The sequence below is a fragment of the Paraconexibacter sp. AEG42_29 genome (genome assembly GCF_040581415.1).
Lineage (GTDB): Bacteria > Actinomycetota > Thermoleophilia > Solirubrobacterales > Solirubrobacteraceae > Paraconexibacter.
The window spans coordinates 2,261,034-2,279,605 of the sequence record NZ_CP114014.1 but is presented as its reverse complement, the minus strand read 5'-3'; the positions used below and the strand labels follow the sequence as shown (position 1 = coordinate 2,279,605).

Here is an 18,572-nt window from a genome sequence, read left to right as displayed (position 1 = left end):
ACACGCGCGGCTACAGCTCGAGCTCGACGGGGCCCTCGGCCGCGTTGACGCAGGTCCGGATGAACCGACCGGGCTCGCCGTGGACCTCACCGGTGCGCAGGTCGCGCACGCGGCCGGAGACCAGGCGGCGGACGCACGTCTGGCAGATGCCCATGCGGCAGCCGAACGGCGCGGCGACGCCGGCGTCCTCCGCGGCCGCTAGCAACGGCTGCCCACCCTCGGCGAAGGCCGTGACCCCGCTGCGCGTGAGGGTGACCGTGCCGCCGGTGCCGCCGACCCCGGGCTCGAGGTGCGGCGCGAAGTGCTCGAGCCGCAGCCGTGAGCGCAGTCCCGCGGCGTCCCAGTGCGCGCTCAGGGCGGCAAGCATGCTCGCCGGCCCGCAGGCGAGCGTCTGCCTTGTGCGCCAGTCGGGCACGAGCGTGTCGAGCCCGTCCGGGGCCAGGCGGCCGTCGGCGCGGGTGTGGCGGACGTGCAGCGTCAGCCCGGGGTGCCGCGCGTCGAAGGCGGTCAGCGCGGCCGCGAAGATCGTGGTCTCGGCGGTCGGGGCGGAGTGCACGTGGACGACGTCGTCGAGTGCGCCGCGCGCGTCGAGCCCGCGCAGGATCGCCATGACGGGCGTGACCCCGCTGCCCGCGGTGAGCAGCAGCAGCGGGCCGGCGGCCGGGTCCGGGAGCGTGAACGTCCCCTCCACCCCGCCGAGCGTCACGATCGTCCCCGGCCGCACGACGCTCGTCAGGTACGGCGAGACAGCGCCCCCGGCGACCCGCTTGACGGTGATCTGCAGGAGGCCGTCGGTCCGGCCGGCGTCGGAGCTAAGCGAGTACGCCCGCCAGTGCCGGACGCCGTCGATGTCGACGCCGATCCGCAGGTACTGACCTGCCTGGTGGCCGGGCCACGGTCGGCACGGCCGGATCGTCAGCGTGGTCGCATCAGCGGTCTCCGCGTCCACGCGCTCGACCGTGCCGCGCAGTTCGCGGCTGGACCAGCGCGGGTTGAGCATCTGGACGTAGTCGTCCGGCGTCCGCGGCGACGTGAGCGGCGCGACGCCGCGCAGCAGCGCGCGCTGCCAGCGCGGGACGACCGGTCGCAGCCCCGACTCAGCCACCGGGCGCGGGCTCCGGTCCGTCCTCGTCCTCGTCGTCGTGGTCGAAGTCCTCGTCGTCGTCGGCGAAGTCCTCGTCGTCGCCGGCGTCCGTGTACTCGTAGACCTCGACCTCGCGCGCCTGCGGGTCGTCCTCGACATCCCCGAGCTCGACGTCGAAGCCGACGTCGGCCAGCTCCTCGAAGACGTCCTCCTGAACGGCCTTCAGGCGGTCGGCGCGGTGGTCGCCGCCGGGCGCGCGGCGGCCCGAGCCGCGCTCGTTGAAGTCGATGATGACCGGGACGCCGTCCAGCCCGTAGCGGGCCCGCAGCCGGTTCTCGACGAAGTACGCGTAGTCGCGGGTGACGCGGCTGCGGGTGTTGACCTGGATCGCGAAGCGCGGCGGGCGCTCGCCGATCTGCGCGATGTAGATCAGCTTCAGGCGGTGGCCCTGCTTGGCCGGCGGCTGCCGGGTCTGCGTCGTCTCGGCGAGGAACCGGTTCAGCTCCGGTGTGGGGATGCGGCCGGTCATGCGGTCGCCGAGGACGATCGCCTCCTGCAGCACGCGGGCGACGTTGCGACCGGTCAGCGCGCTCGCGGTCAGGACCTTGGGCCGGAGGCGCAGCTTGCGGTTGGCCTTCGCGCGCTCGTGGATGAGGTCGTCCTCGCTCATCCCGAACTCGTCCCACTTGTTCAGGACGAGGGCGGTCGCGCAGCCCTCCTGCATCGCGAGCTCGGCGATGCGCATGTCCTGCGCGGTGATGCCGTCCTCCGCGCTGCAGATCACCAGCGCGACGTCCGCCCGCTCCACCGCTCGCTGGGAGCGCAGCGTCGTGAAGTACTCGACGGACTCCTGGACCTTCGCCTGACGGCGCATGCCGGCGGTGTCGACGACAACCAGCTTGCGCCCGTCGAACTCGAGCGGCAGGTCGATCGAGTCGCGCGTCGTGCCGGCGATGTCGGAGACGATCACGCGCTCGGACCCGAGCCACTGGTTGATCAGGGTCGACTTGCCGACGTTCGGCCGGCCGATCAGCGCGAGCCGGACGATGTCCTCGTCCGGCGCGTCGTCGTCGTCGGGCAGCAGCTCGGTGAGGCGGTCGAGCAGGTCGCCGGTGCCGAGGCCCTGGGCCGCGCTGACCGCGACGGGGTCCCCCATCCCGAGCCCGTAGAACTCGGCGGTGTTCGCGATGTCCTGGGCGGAGTCGATCTTGTTGACGGCGAGGACGATCGGCAGGCGCGAGCGGCGCAGCAGGTCGGCCATCTCCTCGTCGCCCGGCCGCACGCCGGCGCGGCCGTCGACCACGAGCATCGCGACCTGCGCGTCGGCGATCGCGGCGCGGGCCTGCTCGCGGATCGAGCCGCTGATCGGGTCCTCGTCCTGGAAGTCCATGCCGCCGGTGTCGATCAGCGTGAACCGCCGGCCGTTCCACTCGCAGGCGACCTCCTTGCGGTCGCGGGTGATGCCCGCGCGCTCGTGGACGACGGCCTCGCGCGTCTGCGTGAGGCGGTTGACCAGCGAGGACTTGCCGACGTTGGGGTATCCGACCACGGCGACCTTCATCGGACCTCCTCCACCAGCGTGGTGATGCGGGCGATGACCTCGTCGAGCGTCAGCCCGGTGGTGTCGACCTCGATCGCGTCGTCGGCCGGCTTCATCGGGCTCGTCTCGCGGGCGGCGTCGCGCTCGTCGCGCTCCATCAGCTCGGCGACGGGGATCTCCCGGCGGCGGGCGCGCTCCTCGGGGTCGGCCGTGAGCCAGACCTTCAGCTCGGCGTCGGGGGCGACGACGGTGCCGATGTCCCGGCCCTCCGCCACCCAGTCGCCGGCGGCCATCGTCTTCTGCTGCAGGGCGACGAGCGTGCTGCGGATCGCCGGGTCCGTCGCGACGCGGGAGGCGGCCAGGCCGGCCTCCGGGGTGCGGATGGCCGCCGTGACGTCCTCGCCGTCGAGCAGGACACGCTCGCCGTCGAACACGATCTCGAGGGCGGCCGCGTCGAGGGCCGCGTCGGCGTTCGCGGTCGCGCGCAGGCCGACGCAGCGGTACATGGCACCGGTGTCCAGGTAGGTGAAGCCGAGGGCGTCGGCGACCGCGCGGGCGACGGTCGACTTCCCGGCCCCGGCGGGTCCATCGAGGGCAACAAGCATCTGCTCTAGTCCAAATCTGATCGCAGGCGGCGCGAATCTCAGCGCGCACCCATGGACAGTGATAATGGCACGGTGTCGCCCCCGGCCCTCCTGCGCCCGCTGCGGCATCGCGACTTCGCCCTGCTCTGGACCGGGCTGACGGCGAGCCTGATCGGCGACGGGATCTTCCTGGTCGCGGTCGCCTGGCAGGTCTACGACCTGTCGGACTCGCCGAGTGCCCTGAGCGCGTTCGGCGTCGCGTGGACGCTCGGCACCGTCGTCTGCCTCCTGCTCGGTGGCGTGGCTGCGGACCGCTTCGACCGGCGCCGGATCATGATCGTGGCGGACGCCGTCCGGCTCGTCTGCGTCGTCACGCTCGGCGTGCTCGCGGTCACGGGCACGATCGAGCTGTGGCACCTGATCACGCTGGCCGTGTTCTTCGGCGGTGCGGAGGGTTTCTTCAACCCGGCCTTCGGCGCGATGATCCCGCAGCTCGTCCCGGCGGAGGACCTAATGCAGGCCAACGCGTTCCAGGAGGTCGCGCGGCCCCTGTCGATCCGTCTCGCCGGGCCCGCCGTCGGCGGTGTGCTCGTCGGCCTGTTCGGCCCGGGGACCGCGCTGCTGATCGACGGCGGGACGTTCGTGCTCTGCATGGCGTGCGTGCTGGCGATCACGCCGCAGCCGCGGGTCCGGGAGACGGTGGACCAAGGGCTCGGCGCCGTCTTCCGCGAGGTCCGCGAAGGCTGGGCGTTCGTCCGCCAGCACGCGTGGCTGTGGGGCACGCTGATCGCCGCGTCGCTGTCGCTGCTCTGCTTCTACGGGCCGGTCGAGGTCCTGCTGCCGTACCTGATCCGCAACGACCTCGACGCGCCGGCGAGCGCGTTCGGTGCCGTGCTGGCGGCCGGCGGAGCGGGCGGGATCGCGGGGGCGCTGCTGATGTCCCGTCGCGGGCTGCCGGTCAAGCACCTGCGGCTGATGTACCTCGCGTGGGGCCTCGGGCTGCTGCCGATCGCGGGCTATGCGATCGCCGGCTCCGTCTGGCAGCTGGCGATCCTCGCGGCGCTGTTCGGCGCGTCGGCCAGCACCGGGATGGTCGTCTGGGCCACGCTGATGCAGACCCGCGTGCCGCCGACCATGCTGGGCCGGGTCGGCTCGCTGGACTGGCTCGTGTCGATCGGCCTGACGCCGCTGTCGTTCGCGCTCACCGCCCCGATCGCCGCACTCGTCGGCCGGGACGCGACGCTGATCGGCGCGGGGGTCCTGGGCTGCGTGGGAACCCTGGGGCTGTACGTCTGCGTGGCCGACCTGCGCCGGGACGCGGAGCTCTGGCCGCAGGCCGGTGCCGCGACGCCCGCTCGTTAACACCCGTTAGTGGGAGCACAGCGTTCCTTCCGGTGCGAAGAAGGCGAGTGTTCGTTGCCGGAGGCGATCGCAGGCGTAGAACGCGAACCGGCCTCTAACGACGGCGCGATCGGGGTTCGCAGCGGTGGAGGCCGTGGCTCCGCGGGCGGGCCGGAGTGGCAGCCGACGCGCTGCCACGTCTGACGTCCAATCTTGGCTGCTGCAGCGACCAAAATTGGACGTCAGACGCCCCAGGGAGCGACGACGCACCGCCGTAGCCCGGCCAGGCGTGGACGCGTGGAGGGTTCTGCGGGTATGCCCCGCCGAATCCTCCGAGGGCGCACGATCGCCCGGCCCGCCCCGGACGCGTGGAGGATTCAGGGGGCATACCCCCCTGAATCCTCCGAGGACCCGTGCGATCCGCTGCTCGTCCCTTCCGGCCAGCCGCCGGACCCACGCCCCGCACCCGCGACCCCGCAGCCACGCAGCGTCCACCGCTGTCTGCCGCCCGCAGTTCCCAAAGTCATCGCGACCGACCAGGTCCTCGGCGCCAGCGCCACCGACCCCCCGACCACCAGGCCCTCGGCGTCGGCGCCACCGACCCCCGACCACCAAGCCCCCGCGTCAGCGCCACCTACCCGCAACCACCAGGACCGCGCTTCCCGCCCAAAAGCAGCTTTGCACCGCGGCCCGTCAGGAACCCGGGAGCAGGCGCGCCATGTCGTCCGCGAAGCCCGGGTAGGAGACGTCGGCCGCGTCCATCCCGACCACCTCGACCCCCTCGCGCGACGCCAGGCCCGCGACCGCGCCCAGCATCGCGAGGCGGTGATCGCCGTGGGAGTGGATCGTCCCGCCGCGCAGGCCGCCGGTCCCCGTGACGACGAACCCGTCCGGCGTCGCCTCCAGCTGGCCGCCGAGCCCGTTCAGCCCGTCGACGACCGTCTGGATCCGGTCGGACTCCTTGACCTTCAGCTCGGCCGCCCCGCGCACCACGGTCTCGCCCTCGGCGAAGCAACCGAGCAGGGCCACCAGCGGCAGCTCGTCGATCGCCAGCGGGACCTCCCACGACTCGACGGTCGTCCCCACCAGGGGACCGGCCGTCACGTCCAGGTCGCCCACCGGCTCGCCCGCGGTGAGCGGCGCGCCGTGCTCCTCGAGGTCGCCGATGATGATCGCACCCATCCGCTGCGCGATCCGCACGAAGCCCGTGCGCGTCCAGTTGGTGTTGACGTTCTGCAGCAGCAGCCGGGACTTCGGCACGAGCAGCCCGGCGGCGATGGCGAACGCCGCGCTCGACAGGTCGGCCGGGACGACGATCTGCTCGTCGAGGACGAGCTCGTCCTGGTTCTCGACCGTGACCGCACCGTCGGCCCGCACCACGGGGACGCCCGCCGCCAGGAGCATCCGCTCGGTGTGGTCGCGGGACGGCTCGGGCTCGCGGACGATCGTCCGGCCGCTCGCCGTCAGCGCCGCGAGCAGGATGCACGACTTCACCTGCGCGCTCGCGACCGGCAGCGTGTAGTCGATGCCGTTCAGCTTGCCGCCGTGGACGGTGAACGGCGGGTAGCGCTCGTCGGTCGCCTCGATCCCGACGCCCATCAGGCGCAGCGGGACGGCGATGCGGTCGACCGGCCGGCCGCGGATCGACGAGTCGCCGTCCAGGACGTAGGAGCGGCCCTCCTGCGCGGCGAGCCAGCCGGGCAGCAGCCGCATCAGCGTGCCGGCGTTGCCGACGTCGATCGGACCTTCCGGCGGCGCCGCCTCACGGAGCCCCGTCCCCCGGATGACGAGGTGGTCGGGCTGCTGGTCGACCAGCGCGCCGAGCTGCTGCATCGCGGCGAGCGTCGAGTTCGTGTCCGCCGCGTCGAGGTAGTTGTGGACCCGCACCGGCTCGGAGGCCATGGCGCCGAGCAGCGCCGCGCGGTGGCTGATCGACTTGTCGGCCGGTGGCGTCAGCGTCCCCTTCAGGCGGGTGACGGGATCGAAGCGGACGGTCGTGGGAGTCATGTGACGGGGAGGTCCTTCGCGGTGATCAGGTGGCGGGCGCGGTCCGCGTCGGCGGCGGCGACCCAGACGCCGACGACGCCACTCTGCCGGTCCTGGGACGGCGCGAGCGACATGTCGGAGATGTTGATGCCGGCGTGGCCGAGCGTGACCGCGAGGTCGGCGACCACGCCGGGGACGTTGGGGACGGAGACGCGGAGCTCCTGCTGGGGGCCGCCGTCGAGGCCGACCTCCAGGAGCGCGCGGCGCAGGCCCGAGACCTCGGCCTGCCATGCCTCGAGGTCGTGCAGCCGGCCGCGGACGTCCTGCAGCGCGGCGATGGTGGCGTCGATCTGGTCGGCCAGCGCTGCCGCGTTGGCGCTGTAGATCTGACCCCACAGCAGGGGGTTCGCGCCCGCGACACGAGTCGCGTCCCGGAACGACGGACCCGTTGCGGGCAGCGTCTCGCCGCCCAGCGCGGCGGCTGCCTGCTGGACCATGATGTTCGCCAGGACGTGCGGCAGGTGGCTGACGGCGGCCATCAGGCGGTCATGGGCACCCGCGTCGATGGCGACCGGGACCGCCCCGAGCGAGGCGACGAACCGGCGCAGCCGCTCGAACAGGAAGCCGGACGACTCGGGGCTCGGCGTCAGGTACCAGGTGGCGCCGTCGAAGAGGTCGCCGCGCGCGTGCTCCACGCCGGACGTCTCGGCGCCGGCGAGCGGGTGGCCGCCGATGTAGGTCGCCGCCGGGACGCCGGTCACCAGCGCGAGCTTGGTCGAGCCGACGTCGGTGACGATCGCCTCCTCCTGAGCTGTCGCGGCGCACGCAGCGGCGACCGTCGCCGCCAGCGCGCCGAGCGGGACGGCGACCACGCAGACGTCGACGCCCTGGCCGGCCAGCGACGCGACGTCCGGCACCGTGTCGTCGATGACGCCGGCCGCCAGCGCCCGCTCGAGCGCGTCGGGCGAGGCGTCCCAGCCGGTGACGCGGACGCCGTCCTGACGACGGGCGGCCAGCGCGACCGACCCGCCGATGAGGCCCACTCCGAGAACGGCGACGTGCACGCTGATCCGCTCCGCTCCGTCGCCGTCTCGTCCGTTGCCCGCCCGCGGGTCCCTAGTGGCCTGCACGGGGACGTTCGCCGGGTCGTGGCGGATGCAGCGTGGATGCTGCGGTGCGCCCGCCGATCCAGCTCATACCGGGCGTATTTGCGGATCGGCGGGTGCGGCGCAGCGCCGCGCGGCGCCGACTGAACCCGGCGAATGTTTCCGGGAGGGCCACTAGACCGGGACGCCGCCGAGGACCTTGCCGGCGATCTGGGCCACCTGCTCGACCTTGCGCAGGTACTCAGGGAACTCGTCGGTCCGCAGCTGCTGCGGTCCGTCGCAGACGGCGTTGTCGGGGTCCGGGTGGACCTCGACGATGATCCCGTCCGCCCCGGCGGCCGCCGCGGCCAGCGACAGCGGCTCGACGAGGGCCCGCCGGCCGGCCGCGTGCGAGGGGTCGACGATGATCGGCAGGTGCGTCAGCTCCTTCAGCACCGGGATCGCCGTCAGGTCGAGCGTGAACCGGTACGCCGTCTCGAACGTGCGGATCCCGCGCTCGCACAGGAGGACCTTCTCGTTGCCCTCGGCGAGGATGTACTCGCTGGCGTTCAGCAGCTCGTCGAGCGTCGCGGACAACCCGCGCTTCAGCAGCGCCGGGACGCCGGAACGGCCGATCTCGGTCAGCAGCGTGTAGTTCTGCATGTTGCGCGCGCCGATCTGGATGACGTCGGCGACCCCGACGACGGCCTCCACGTCCCGCACGTCCATCAGCTCGGTGACGATCGGCAGGCCGGTGCGCTCCTTCGCCTCGGCCAGCAGGCGGAGCCCCTCGTGGCCCAACCCATGGAAGGCGTACGGGCTGGTGCGCGGCTTGTACGCGCCGCCGCGGAACATGGTCGCGCCCGCTTCGAGCATGGCGTCGGCGCTGGTCAGGAGCTGCTCGCGCGACTCGACGGTGCACGGTCCGGCGATCATCGCGAAGTGATCGCCGCCGACCAGACGGCCGCCGATCTCGAAGACGGAGCGGTCGCGCAGGGCGCCGTTCGCCAGCTTGTAGGGCACGTCGTGCGGTATCACGGGGGGCTTCATGTCTGCTGCGTCCTTTGCGGGTCGTCTGCCGGGAAAGTACTGGGGATACGGCGTGCGGACGTCCAACGTCCGCCGGGGTGGCGCTCGACCCGAGGTCCGAGTGGTGGAAGCCGCGCGTGCGCGCAGCCGACCGAGCGCCTAGCTCAATCGCAGATACCAGGCAAAGCCCGCAAAGGAGGCACCAGCGACACGCGCGTCGGCCTGAAGGCCGGACGGAGTACTGCGCGTGGTCAGAGCGTGATGCGCCATTGCGGTGACCGCATTCTGGCACACCCGGCAACTACTGTCCGAGCACCTCGCGGAGCGCGGCGACGAAGCGGTCGTTGTCGCGGGGCGTGCCGTAGGTCACGCGCAGGAAGCCCTCGCGGCCCTGTCCCGTCCCTCCGCGGATGAGGACGCCGCGGTCGACGAGGCCCTTCACGACCTCGGGCTCGGTCGGCCCGTCCTCGGGCAGCGGGAACCAGCAGAAGTTCGCCTGCGACGCCGCGGGCTCGATGCCCATGTCGTTCAGCGCGCTCTCGAGCTCGACCCGGGCGATCACCGTCCGCTCGACGCGCTCGGCGATCACGTCCTGGTGCTTGAGCGCCTCGATCGCGGCGGCCTGCGCGGTGATCGAGCAGAAGAACGGCTGACGGACCTGGTCGACGGCCTCCACGAAGCGCGGGTCGCCGCAGAGCGCGTAGCCGACGCGCAGCCCGCAGAGGCCGTAGATCTTCGAGAACGTCCGCAGCAGGACGAGGTTCGAGTGCTTCTTGAGCAGGTCGACCGACGAGTCCGGGTCGTCGAGCGTGTTGAACTCGCAGTACGCCTCGTCGAGCAGGATGCAGACGTGGCGCGGGACGGCCTCGATGAACCGCGTGATCGCGTCGAGCGGAAGCGCCGTGGACGTGGGGTTGTTCGGGTTGCAGACGATCACCAGGCGCGTGGCGACGGTGATCTGCGCCAGCATCGCGTCGAGGTCGTGCTCGTGGGCGTCGTTCAGCGGAACGCGGATCCCGGTGGCGCCCGTCGCGGCCTCGAGGTACGGGTAGACGCTGAACGAGGGCCACGAGTAGACGACCTCGGCCCCCGGCTCGAGCAGCACGTCCCCGGCGGTCATCAGCAGGTCGCACGACCCGGCGCCGATGGCGATGCGGTTCGCCGGGACGTCGTAGCGGTCCGACAGCGCCCTGCGGAGCTTCGTGTTCGTCGGGTCCGGATAGCGGTTCGCGTTCCCCAGGACGCCCTGGATGGCGGCGACGACCTGCGGCAGCGGCGGCTCCGGCGACTCGTTGGAGGCCATCAGGACGATGTCCTCCGGCAGCGCCTGCGCGCCGGACATGGGATACGCGGGGGTCCGCCCCACCCGCTTGGAGAACTCGATGGCCATCGCGATCGTGTCCTACTGGGCCGCTTCGAGGTCCATGCGCAGGGCCCGGGCCTCGCCGAGGTACACGTGCTTGGCCTCGTGGGACTCGTCGGCGTAGTAGTGGATCAGGACGCGGATGACGCGCGGCAGCGACCCCGGGACCTCGACCTCCTTCGCGCAGAGCAGCGGCACCTTGTCGAAGCCGAGCTGCCGCGCGGCGACCGCCGGGAACTCGGCGTCGAGGTCGGCCGTCAGCGTGAAGATGCAGCTCACGACGTCGTCCGGCCCGATCTGGTTGCGCTTCATGATCTCGCGCATCAACCAGGAGGTGGCGCCGAGGATGGCGCCCGACTCGTTGACGTCGACCGACGAAGCACCGCGGAGAGCGAAGAGACGCACCGCGCCATTCAAGCACGGCGCGTCCCTGTTGCTGCCTGTCGCCGGCCGAGCCGCGGGTGACGTGGCGGCGCGGGTCAGCCCTGGCGGGCCACCACCGCCCCGCCGCACTGCAGGCACAGGCCCGCGCGGGCGGTCACCACCGTCACGCACGTCGGGCAGATCGCCCTGATCGCCCGGAGCGCTGCGGCGGCCGATGCGCGGTCGACGGCCCCGGACCCCTGCGCGGGGCTCCAGCCGGCGACCGCGAGCAGGTCGGCCGGCATCGGCGGGGCATCCGTCCGCGGCGGCGGTGCCGGCCGGGCGTCGCGCTTCAGGCGGTATCCGGCACGTCGCTTGCGCCGGGCGTCGGGGATGACGTCCACGACGAGCGTCGCGAGCACCATCCCGATGGCGAGGATCAGGGCGAACGTGGTCAGCGCGGGCGCGAAGACGTTGTCCTTCACGCACGCCCCGACCGCATCCCCGCCGCTGCACATCCGCGCCGCCGGGGCGGTGAACAGCCACGCGACCACCACACCCGCCACCGCCGACGCGAGCAGCACCGTGAGGTACACGGCAAAGCTGCCGTAGCGCCGCTCCTCGTCGCGCTTCAGCCGCCGGGTCCTCGGCGGGACGACGACGGGCGCCGGCTGCGGCGCCATCGGATCACGAACGAAACGACGCTCCGTGAAACGCGGGAACGCGGGGTCCCGCGGCGGCATCGGCGCGCGCGGCGCCGCCCCCGCGGGACCCGCCACCGGCCCGACGCGTGGCACCGTGATCGGTGCCCGTTCGGCGAGCCGGGTGGCGCCGAGCGCACCGCGCCCGGCCCCCGACCGCCTGGTTTCGGCACCACGTGTCTCCAGTCCGGCCTGCCAGCCGGTCTGCTCCACGGATGTGCCGAGATCTGCCTGATCGCGAGTAGCGACAGTCATCCTCTGCCCCCTGTTCACCGGGTCGCCCACGACGCCGGTTGCTTTTGCCTGATGTGCGAGGGACCGGTCTGCCAACCAGCTGTGCATCGGAGCCCCCTCCGTGCACCTACCTCGATTTCCAAGCTACCTCCGCTCGAGGCGCAACGCAAGAAGGTGCAGGAAATGTTCAGGTATTCACGGACACCGGTGTTCGTACCGGGACCAGCCGCAGCGGCTCACTCGGGTCCGGCAGCGTCCCGCAGTCGCTGGACCTCGGCCGCCGACAGGCGCCGGACGCCGCCCACCGCCAGGTCACCGAGCCGCAGCGGCCCGATGGCGATCCGCGTCAGGGTGACGACCGGGTGCCCGATCGCCTCGCACATGCGCTTGACCTGGTGCTTCTTGCCCTCGTGGATCGTGATCTCGAGGATGCCCGGGCGGCTCTGGCGGACGCCCGCGGGCGCCGTGCGGCCGTCCTCCAGCTGCAGCCCCTCGCGCATCCGCCGCAGCGAGCCCTCGGACACGGGCAGCTCGCGGACCTTGACGCGGTAGGTCTTGGGGACCTCGAACGACGGGTGCGTCAGCCGGTGGGCGAGGTCGCCGTCGTCGGTCAGGAGGATCAGCCCGGTGGAGTCGGCGTCGAGGCGCCCGACGGGGTACAGGCGGTGGTCGCTGTCGACGAGGTCGGTGACCTTCGCGCGGCCGTGCGTGTCGTGCGCGGTGGACACCACGCCGGCGGGTTTGTGCACGGCGTAGACGACGCGCTTGCCCGTGAGCGGGTTCAGGAGCTCGTCGTCGAAGGCGATCCGCTCGGTGCCGTCGACGTCCCGCGCGGGGTCGGTGACGATCTTGCCGTCGATGCTGATGCGGCCGTCCCGGATCAGGACCTCGGCGGCTCGGCGGGAGGCGACGCCGGCGTGGGCGAGGTGCTTGGCGAGGCGCATGGAGGCCAGGGACTCTACGTCGTCGTCGTACGATGTGGCCGTGGACCTCGCGCTGCTCGACACGACGCTCGCCGACCTCGGCCAGCCGAAGTTCCGCGCACGCCAGGTCTGGTCGTGGGCCGCCCGCGGGGCTGCCGGCTACGACGAGATGACCGACCTGCCGGCGGCGCTGCGCGGTGAGCTGGCCGAGCGGGTGCCCTTCAGCACGCTGACGGTCGAGCGCGAGACGCGCTCCAAGGACGGCACGCTGAAGGTCCTGCTCAGCACGCACGACAACCGCAAGATCGAGACCGTCCTCATGCGCTACAAGGACGGGCGCGGCTCCGTCTGCCTGTCCTCGCAGGTCGGCTGCGCGCTGACGTGCACCTTCTGCGCGACGGGCCGCATGAAGTTCGCGCGCAACCTGACCGCCGGCGAGATCCTCGACCAGGCGCTCTACTTCCGCCGCCAGACGGACATCACGAACGTGATCTTCATGGGCATGGGCGAGCCGATGATGAACCTCGACCACGTGCTGGCCGCGAGCAGGCTGCTGCCCGACCTCGGCGTGACGCACCGCCGCACCGCGATCTCGACGGTCGGCTGGATCCCCGGCATCGACCGGCTGACGCAGACCGACATGCCGATCCGCCTCGCGCTCTCCCTGCACGCAGCCGACGAGGATCTGCGCAGCGCGATCATGCCGGTGAACGACCGCTATCCGCTGGCGGACGTCCTGGCCGCGTGCGAGCGCTTCTACTCGGTGAAGAAGCGCCAGGTCTTCGTCGAGTACGTGATGCTCGACGGGATCAACGACCAGCCGCACCACGCCGAGGAGCTGGCGGCGGTGCTGGACCCGGTCATCTACAAGGTCAACCTGATCCCCTACAACCCGACGGACTCGATCTACGACGGGTCGGCGCGGGACACGATCGCGGCCTTCCGCGACGTGCTCGAGGCGCGGGGAGTTCGCGCCACGATCCGCCTGACGCGCGGGCAGGACATCGACGCCGCGTGCGGGCAGCTGGCCGTGAAGGCCGCGGCCGCCTGAGCCGGCGGCAGCGTGGTCGGCCGTCAGTCCTCGCGCGGTGGCACGAGGCGCGGCCCCCCGAACGGCGCCGGGCCCGGCGGCACAGGCGGCCGCTCGCGCGGCGTCCCATGGAGCGGGGTCGGCGCGGGTAGTGGCGCGTCGTCATCGTCCCGCTCGGCCTTGCCGCCCCCGGCCGCCAGGTCCGACAGCGGCGGCTCGACGACGACACCGGGCGGCTGGACGGGCGCGGGCGCCGTCCCCGAGCGGGCCTCGCCGGCACGCAGCAGGCGGTCGCGCAGCTCGGCGGCCTCCTCGGGGGTCGGGTCCCACTGGGTCACCTCGGGCAGGTCCTTGATGGACGCGAGCCCGAACAGCTTCAGGAACAGCGCGGTCGTGCGGTAGAGGATCGCGCCGAACTGCGACCGGCCGGCCTCCTCGATCAGGCCCCGCTCGAGCAGCGTGCCGGACGCCGAGTCCGCGCTGACGCCGCGGATCCGGGTGATCTCCGGGCGGGAGACGGGCTGCAGGTAGGCGACGATCGACAGCGTCTCGGCCTGGGCGGGGGTCAGCGGCGGGGTGCGCGGCTTGGCCAGCAGCCGCCGGGCGGCATCCTCGGCCTCGGGGGACGTCGCGAACGTCAGGCCCCCGGCGACCTCCTTCAGCTCCATGCCGCGGCGCCCCGGCAGGTACGCCTCGCGGAGCTGGCCGAGGGCCACGTCGAGCTCCTCGCCGGAACACCCGCACGCCTCCATCAGGTCCTTGCCGGCCACCGGCTCGGGGGACACGAACAGCAGCGCCTCCACGGTGCGGGCGAGCTCGTCGAGCGCGACCTGAGGCGCGTCGGTCACGGCGCTCACGCGGTCGCGGCCTTCTCGACGGTCCCGAACGGGGACGCCGGCGGGCGCGGCGTCGCGGCGGTGATGGCGATCTCCCCGAACGGCTCGTCCTGGATCCAGGTCGCTTCGCCCTGCTTGTAGAGCTCCAGCAGCGCGAACAGCGTCACGCAGACGGTCACGCGGTCGGCGTCCTTGACGGCGTCCGAGAACGTGCAGGCCCCGCGTCGCAGCAGCGACCGCAGGTGCGAGAGGCGCTCGGCGACGCTCACCCTCGGGATCGTGAGGTGATCGAGCCTGACCGCCTCGGGCATCCGCAGGAGCCCGCCGAGCGCGGCGCCCAGCTGCGCCGGCTCGTAGACCTTGGCCGGGTTCTCGTCGTAGGTGACCTTCTTCAGGAACGCCGGCAGCGGCGCGCTGCGGTAGCGGTAGCCGTGCTCGCCGGCGAGGCGCTCCGCGAGGTGGTCGGCGGCCTGGCGGTAGCGCTTGGCCTCGATCAGACGCGCCAGGAGCTCCTCGGCGGCCTCCCCCGGGGAGATGTCCTCGAGCAGCTCCTCCTCGGCCCGCGGGAGCATCAGCCGGGACTTCAGCTCCAGCAGCGCCGCGATGAGGACCAGGAACTCGGTGGCGATCTCCAGGTCCAGCTCGCCGCGTTCCTGCAGGAAGTCCATGTAGCTGACGACGACGTCCGCCAGCTCGACCTCGAGCAGGTCGACCTCCTCGCGCAGGACGAGGGTCAGCAGCAGGTCGAACGGCCCGGAGAAGACCTCCAGGTCGAGCTCGAGCTCTTCGATGATGCGCGCCATCGACGCCAAAGCTAGAGGCCGCGTCGGTCGGCTTCACCATCCACAAAGCCGCATGACGCCTGGTTTCCCCGCATTTTGCGGGCATGGCGGTGCGCGGGAAAACCACGCTCGGTGCGGGCTTGCGGCGATGTCGCGGCGGTCAGCTCAGGGGTCCGACGCCCATCGCCGTGCGCACGTCGTGCAGCGTCACGGCCGCGATCTCACGGGCCTTCGCGGCGCCGGCGGCGAGCGCCGCCTCGATCGCGTCCTCGTCGGCCCTGAGCGCCTCGTAGCGCTCGCGGACCGGCCCGAGCATGTCGGTCACCGCCTCGGCGACCGCCACCTTCAGGTCCCCGTAGCCGCGCGCGTCGGCCAGGGTCGCGAGCGCCGCTTCGACGCTGGTCCCGCGCGCTGCGGCGAGGATGTCCACGAGGTTCGTCACCCCCGGCTTGTCCGGCCCCACGCGGATCTCGTTCTCCGAGTCGGTCACCGCGCGCTTGCACTTCTTGAGGATCGCCGCGGGCTCGTCCAGCACGTAGATCCTGCCTTCGTCGCCGCCGATCGAGGTCGACATCTTCCGCGTCGGCTCCTGCAGGTCCATGATCCGCGCGCCGACCGCCGGGATGCGGTGCTCGGGGACGACCAGGCCGGTCGTCCCGCCGTCCGGGACGAAGCGCGCGTTGTAGCGGCGGGCGCACTCGCGCATGAGCTCGATGTGCTCGCGCTGGTCCTCCCCGACCGGGACCTCGTCCGCCCGGTAGGCGAGGACGTCGGCCGCCTGCAGCACCGGGTAGAAGAGGATGCCCGCCCCGACCAGCTCGCGCTGGGCCGCCGACTTGGACTTGAACTGGTGCATGCGGTTCAGCTCGCCGACCGCCGTCACCGACGTCAGCAGCCACGTCAGCTCGGAGTGCTCGCGCACGTCGCTCTGGCGGAACAGGACGCAGCGGGCCGGGTCGACGCCGGACGCCAGCAGCAGCGCGGTCGTGTCTAGCACCCGGCGGCGCAGCTCCGCCGGCTCGTAGGCGACCGTGACCGCGTGCAGGTCCACGATGCAGTAGATCGCCTCGCCGCGGTCCTGCCCGGCGACGTACTGCTGGATGGCCCCGATGTAGTTGCCCAGGTGCTTGCGGCCGGTGGGCTGGATGCCGCTGAAGATCCTCGTCATACGGCCCCGGACGGTAGCGACAGCACGGTGACGGCGCCCGTCCGGCGGACGCGGCTCAAGGACGGCGCGGGCGGGCCGATGACCGGTTCGACGCCACGGACGGCGTCGTGACCCACGATCAAGGATGAACACGATGCGCCAGCTCCAGGAGACGCGCGCGCTGCTGGTGGCCGAGGACCCCGCCACCGCCCGCCACATCACCGCCCTGCTCACTGCCGGCGGCGAGCCGTACGCCCGCACCGTGGCCGACGTCGTCTGCGCAGGCTCCGGCGCCGCCGCCCTCGACGTCCTGCAGGCCGAGTCGTTCGCCGTCGTGTTCGTCTGCGTCGAGCCCGGGGAACCCCGCGGGCTCGAGCTGCTCGACTCCGTGCGGATCCTCGCGGGCGGCACTCCGCTGCTGGTCTGGGCCGACGCGCCGACGGACGAGCTGCGCCGGCAGGCCATGGGCCATGGCGTGTCCGCGGTCGTCGACGGGTCCTCCACCGGGGCGGACGACCTCGCCGTGGTGGTCGTGGGGGCGATCGCCGCCGCGGGCTTCGAGTCCGCGACCCGCGACGCGCTGCGCAGCGCCCGCAAGGCGGCGGTCGACGTCACCGTCCTGCAGCTGCACGTCTCCGGCCGGGACTCCGTCACCCGCGACTGGTCGGCGGCGGAGCGCGCGACGCTGGTCGCCGCGGTCCACGAGCGCCTCGAGGGCCGGCTGGCCGCGGGCGACGTGCTGCTGGACCTGGGCGACGGGCGTCACGGCATCCTCGCAACCGACACCGGCCACGAGGCCGAGGCGCGTGGCCTGGCGCAGGAGCTCGTGCAGGCGCTGGAGCGGCCCGTGCGGGTCGGCGGGGAGCGCGTCGCGCTGACGGCCACCTGCGGCTGGGTCCTCGCGCCGGTGGACGCGCCGACCGCCGAGGTGGCGGTGCGTCGCAGCGCGCCACAGGTCGCCGTCCCCGTCGATCGCGCGACGGCGGTCCGGGCGGAGACGACCGCCATCGCGGTCGCGGCCGCCCGTGAGACGGACGACCGGCGTGCCGGCCCGGGCTCCGGGACGCACCGCGGCGGCCCGCGTATCCGCGAGGCCGTCTCCCAGATCCGGCCGATGACGGTCGCCGAGGCCGTGGCCGCGACGACGCCCCCGGCGGCGGCCGTCGATCCCACGCCCGCCCCGGGACCGCGCCGCGGGTTCGCCCGCCGGCTGCGTGCGGCGATCGCGCGCGGTGAGCTCGTCCTGCACTACCAGCCGATCGTCCGGCTCGGGGACGACACGATCCCGGTCGTCGAGGCGCTCGTGCGGTGGAAGCTGCCGACCGCGGACGGCAGCGCGCGGTTCCTGCCGCCGGCGGAGTTCATCCCGCTGGCCGAGGAGACGGGAGCGATCGAGGAGATCGGGGCCTTCGCGCTCAGCGAGGCATGCCGCCAGCTGCGGGAGTGGGACGACCGCGGCCTGGCGCCGGTGCGCGTCGCGGTCAACCTGTCGGCGCGGGAGCTGTGCTCGCCGGAGCTGCCCGCCCGCGTCGCGGACGCGCTCGCGGAGAGCGGGGTCTCCGCAGACCGTCTCGAGCTCGAGCTGACCGAGTCGATGTTCGCCGACCCCGAGGGCACCGCGAAGATGCTGCGCCGGCTGCGCGCCCTGGGCGTGCGGGTCGCGATCGACGACTTCGGGACGGGCTACTCGTCGCTGGGCTACCTGACCCGGTTCGCGGTCGACGTGATCAAGGTGGACGGTGCGTTCGTGCGACGTGCCGCCGACGATCACGACGCCGCCGAGGTCGTCCGCGCGATCGTCGCGATCGCCCACCAGCTGGACCTGGAGGTCGTCGCCGAGGGCGTGGAGACGACCGAGCAGCTGCGGTTCGTCCAGGGTGAGAACGTCGACCTGGTGCAGGGCTTCCTGTTCTGCGAGCCGCTGCCCGCCGAGGCCGCGGGGGCGTGGCTCGCGTGGGCGGAGGACGTCGTCGCCCAGGAGCGCCCGGTCCGGCGACCGCGGCGCGTGCGGCTCACCCGGCGCGAGCAGGCGATCCGTGGCGGCAGTCTCGCGGCGGGTGCCATCGCCGGCGCGGCAGTGGCGCTGCCGGTGCAGATGCCGGCCGCGAGCGCCTGCCCGGCGTCCGGCGAGGGCCTGGTCTTCTGCGAGTGGCAGCATGGCTACGCGCCCGCGTTCACGCTGTTCATGATCGTCCTGACCGTCGTGTTCGTCGCGATCGACCTGGCCCGGCGGACGCCGGCGCTGGTCCGCGCGTGGCGCGATCCGGTCGCCCGCGAGCGGCGGGCGCGGCGCACGCTGCCCGACGCGGCGGCGGACCCGCTGCTGCTGGCGGCGACGTGGGGCGTCAGCGCGCCGCCGAACACGGTGGCGGCGGCGACGGCGCTGCCGGTCGTCGTCGAGTCCGCGGCTGAGGACGGCGTCGAGGTGCCGGTCGGAGCCGGGGCCGGGGCCGGGTCCGCACAGGCGGCCTGAGGGCGCCGCCGAGGGCAGGCCTCGTCCGGACTTTCACCACCGCCGCGGTGGCGGAACCCGGGGTCAGCTGT

The 18,572-nt window shown here is 73.0% G+C and carries 16 protein-coding genes; 3 read left to right on the top strand and 13 right to left on the bottom strand.

Features of this window, described 5'->3' with window-relative positions:
- Positions 1 to 10: 10 nt before the first annotated feature.
- Genes DSM112329_RS10995 through cmk form a run of 3 tightly spaced genes read right to left on the bottom strand, consistent with a single transcriptional unit; the run spans position 11 to position 3,229 of the window.
- The gene (locus tag DSM112329_RS10995) at positions 11 to 1,105 is read right to left on the bottom strand and encodes a ferredoxin reductase (RefSeq protein ID WP_354701861.1); all 1,095 of its coding nucleotides are present in this window, start codon (positions 1,103 to 1,105) and stop codon (positions 11 to 13) included.
- On the bottom strand, positions 1,098 to 2,645 hold the full coding sequence (gene der, locus DSM112329_RS10990; RefSeq protein WP_354701860.1) for a ribosome biogenesis GTPase Der: 1,548 nt from the start codon (positions 2,643 to 2,645) through the stop codon (positions 1,098 to 1,100). The genes DSM112329_RS10995 and der overlap by 8 nt, the downstream gene beginning before the upstream one ends.
- On the bottom strand, positions 2,642 to 3,229 hold the full coding sequence (gene cmk, locus DSM112329_RS10985; protein ID WP_354701859.1) for a (d)CMP kinase: 588 nt from the start codon (positions 3,227 to 3,229) through the stop codon (positions 2,642 to 2,644). Before cmk ends, der begins: the two co-directional genes overlap by 4 nt.
- Positions 3,230 to 3,301: 72 nt before the next feature.
- Here cmk and DSM112329_RS10980 point away from each other — a divergent pair, with 72 nt between their 5' ends.
- Complete coding sequence (locus DSM112329_RS10980) at positions 3,302 to 4,570, top strand: MFS transporter (protein WP_354701858.1); 1,269 nt, start codon at positions 3,302 to 3,304, stop codon at positions 4,568 to 4,570.
- 672 nt (positions 4,571 to 5,242) lie between these two features.
- Here DSM112329_RS10980 and aroA read toward each other — a convergent pair.
- The 7 genes from aroA to DSM112329_RS10945 all read right to left on the bottom strand — a co-directional run bounded on the left by aroA (position 5,243) and on the right by DSM112329_RS10945 (position 12,254).
- The gene (gene aroA, locus DSM112329_RS10975; RefSeq protein ID WP_354701857.1) at positions 5,243 to 6,556 is read right to left on the bottom strand and encodes a 3-phosphoshikimate 1-carboxyvinyltransferase; all 1,314 of its coding nucleotides are present in this window, start codon (positions 6,554 to 6,556) and stop codon (positions 5,243 to 5,245) included.
- Positions 6,553 to 7,599, bottom strand: coding sequence for a prephenate dehydrogenase/arogenate dehydrogenase family protein (locus tag DSM112329_RS10970; protein ID WP_354701856.1), 1,047 nt, complete (start codon positions 7,597 to 7,599; stop codon positions 6,553 to 6,555). Before DSM112329_RS10970 ends, aroA begins: the two co-directional genes overlap by 4 nt.
- Before the next feature lie 216 nt (positions 7,600 to 7,815).
- Positions 7,816 to 8,670 (bottom strand): 3-deoxy-7-phosphoheptulonate synthase, encoded by an 855-nt coding sequence (aroF, locus tag DSM112329_RS10965; protein ID WP_354701855.1) that lies wholly within the window; start codon positions 8,668 to 8,670, stop codon positions 7,816 to 7,818.
- A 280-nt stretch (positions 8,671 to 8,950) separates the two neighbouring features.
- Positions 8,951 to 10,039: an aminotransferase class I/II-fold pyridoxal phosphate-dependent enzyme gene (locus DSM112329_RS10960; RefSeq protein WP_354701854.1), complete on the bottom strand. Its 1,089-nt coding sequence runs from the start codon at positions 10,037 to 10,039 to the stop codon at positions 8,951 to 8,953.
- Between the two features lie 12 nt (positions 10,040 to 10,051).
- Positions 10,052 to 10,417, bottom strand: coding sequence for a chorismate mutase (gene aroH, locus DSM112329_RS10955; RefSeq protein WP_354701853.1), 366 nt, complete (start codon positions 10,415 to 10,417; stop codon positions 10,052 to 10,054).
- 74 nt (positions 10,418 to 10,491) lie between these two features.
- On the bottom strand, positions 10,492 to 11,058 hold the full coding sequence (locus DSM112329_RS10950; protein ID WP_354701852.1) for a hypothetical protein: 567 nt from the start codon (positions 11,056 to 11,058) through the stop codon (positions 10,492 to 10,494).
- Positions 11,059 to 11,546: 488 nt separating this feature from the next.
- Positions 11,547 to 12,254: a pseudouridine synthase gene (locus DSM112329_RS10945; protein ID WP_354701851.1), complete on the bottom strand. Its 708-nt coding sequence runs from the start codon at positions 12,252 to 12,254 to the stop codon at positions 11,547 to 11,549.
- 40 nt (positions 12,255 to 12,294) lie between these two features.
- Here DSM112329_RS10945 and rlmN point away from each other — a divergent pair, with 40 nt between their 5' ends.
- Complete coding sequence (gene rlmN / locus DSM112329_RS10940) at positions 12,295 to 13,284, top strand: 23S rRNA (adenine(2503)-C(2))-methyltransferase RlmN (RefSeq protein WP_354701850.1); 990 nt, start codon at positions 12,295 to 12,297, stop codon at positions 13,282 to 13,284.
- A 23-nt stretch (positions 13,285 to 13,307) separates the two neighbouring features.
- On the opposite strand, the gene scpB is transcribed toward rlmN, so the two are convergent.
- The 3 genes from scpB to trpS all read right to left on the bottom strand — a co-directional run bounded on the left by scpB (position 13,308) and on the right by trpS (position 16,049).
- Positions 13,308 to 14,111: an SMC-Scp complex subunit ScpB gene (gene scpB / locus DSM112329_RS10935; RefSeq protein WP_354701849.1), complete on the bottom strand. Its 804-nt coding sequence runs from the start codon at positions 14,109 to 14,111 to the stop codon at positions 13,308 to 13,310.
- 5 nt (positions 14,112 to 14,116) lie between these two features.
- Positions 14,117 to 14,902 (bottom strand): segregation/condensation protein A, encoded by a 786-nt coding sequence (locus DSM112329_RS10930; RefSeq protein WP_354701848.1) that lies wholly within the window; start codon positions 14,900 to 14,902, stop codon positions 14,117 to 14,119.
- Between the two features lie 139 nt (positions 14,903 to 15,041).
- The gene (gene trpS, locus DSM112329_RS10925; RefSeq protein ID WP_354701847.1) at positions 15,042 to 16,049 is read right to left on the bottom strand and encodes a tryptophan--tRNA ligase; all 1,008 of its coding nucleotides are present in this window, start codon (positions 16,047 to 16,049) and stop codon (positions 15,042 to 15,044) included.
- A gap of 133 nt (positions 16,050 to 16,182) precedes the next feature.
- On the opposite strand from trpS, the gene DSM112329_RS10920 reads away from it, so the two are divergent.
- Positions 16,183 to 18,501, top strand: coding sequence for an EAL domain-containing protein (locus DSM112329_RS10920; protein WP_354701846.1), 2,319 nt, complete (start codon positions 16,183 to 16,185; stop codon positions 18,499 to 18,501).
- The last annotated feature ends 71 nt before the right edge of the window (positions 18,502 to 18,572 follow it).

Coding starts and splice junctions, on each gene's coding strand:
- der (WP_354701860.1), bottom strand. CDS start 2,645: ATGAAGGTCGCCGTGGTCGGATACCCCAACGTCGGCAAGTCCTCGCTG.
- cmk (WP_354701859.1), bottom strand. CDS start 3,229: ATGCTTGTTGCCCTCGATGGACCCGCCGGGGCCGGGAAGTCGACCGTC.
- aroA (WP_354701857.1), bottom strand. CDS start 6,556: ATGACTCCCACGACCGTCCGCTTCGATCCCGTCACCCGCCTGAAGGGG.
- aroF (WP_354701855.1), bottom strand. CDS start 8,670: ATGAAGCCCCCCGTGATACCGCACGACGTGCCCTACAAGCTGGCGAAC.
- DSM112329_RS10960 (WP_354701854.1), bottom strand. CDS start 10,039: ATGGCCATCGAGTTCTCCAAGCGGGTGGGGCGGACCCCCGCGTATCCC.
- DSM112329_RS10950 (WP_354701852.1), bottom strand. CDS start 11,058: ATGGCGCCGCAGCCGGCGCCCGTCGTCGTCCCGCCGAGGACCCGGCGG.
- DSM112329_RS10945 (WP_354701851.1), bottom strand. CDS start 12,254: ATGCGCCTCGCCAAGCACCTCGCCCACGCCGGCGTCGCCTCCCGCCGA.
- DSM112329_RS10930 (WP_354701848.1), bottom strand. CDS start 14,902: ATGGCGCGCATCATCGAAGAGCTCGAGCTCGACCTGGAGGTCTTCTCC.
- trpS (WP_354701847.1), bottom strand. CDS start 16,049: ATGACGAGGATCTTCAGCGGCATCCAGCCCACCGGCCGCAAGCACCTG.
- DSM112329_RS10920 (WP_354701846.1), top strand. CDS start 16,183: ATGCGCCAGCTCCAGGAGACGCGCGCGCTGCTGGTGGCCGAGGACCCC.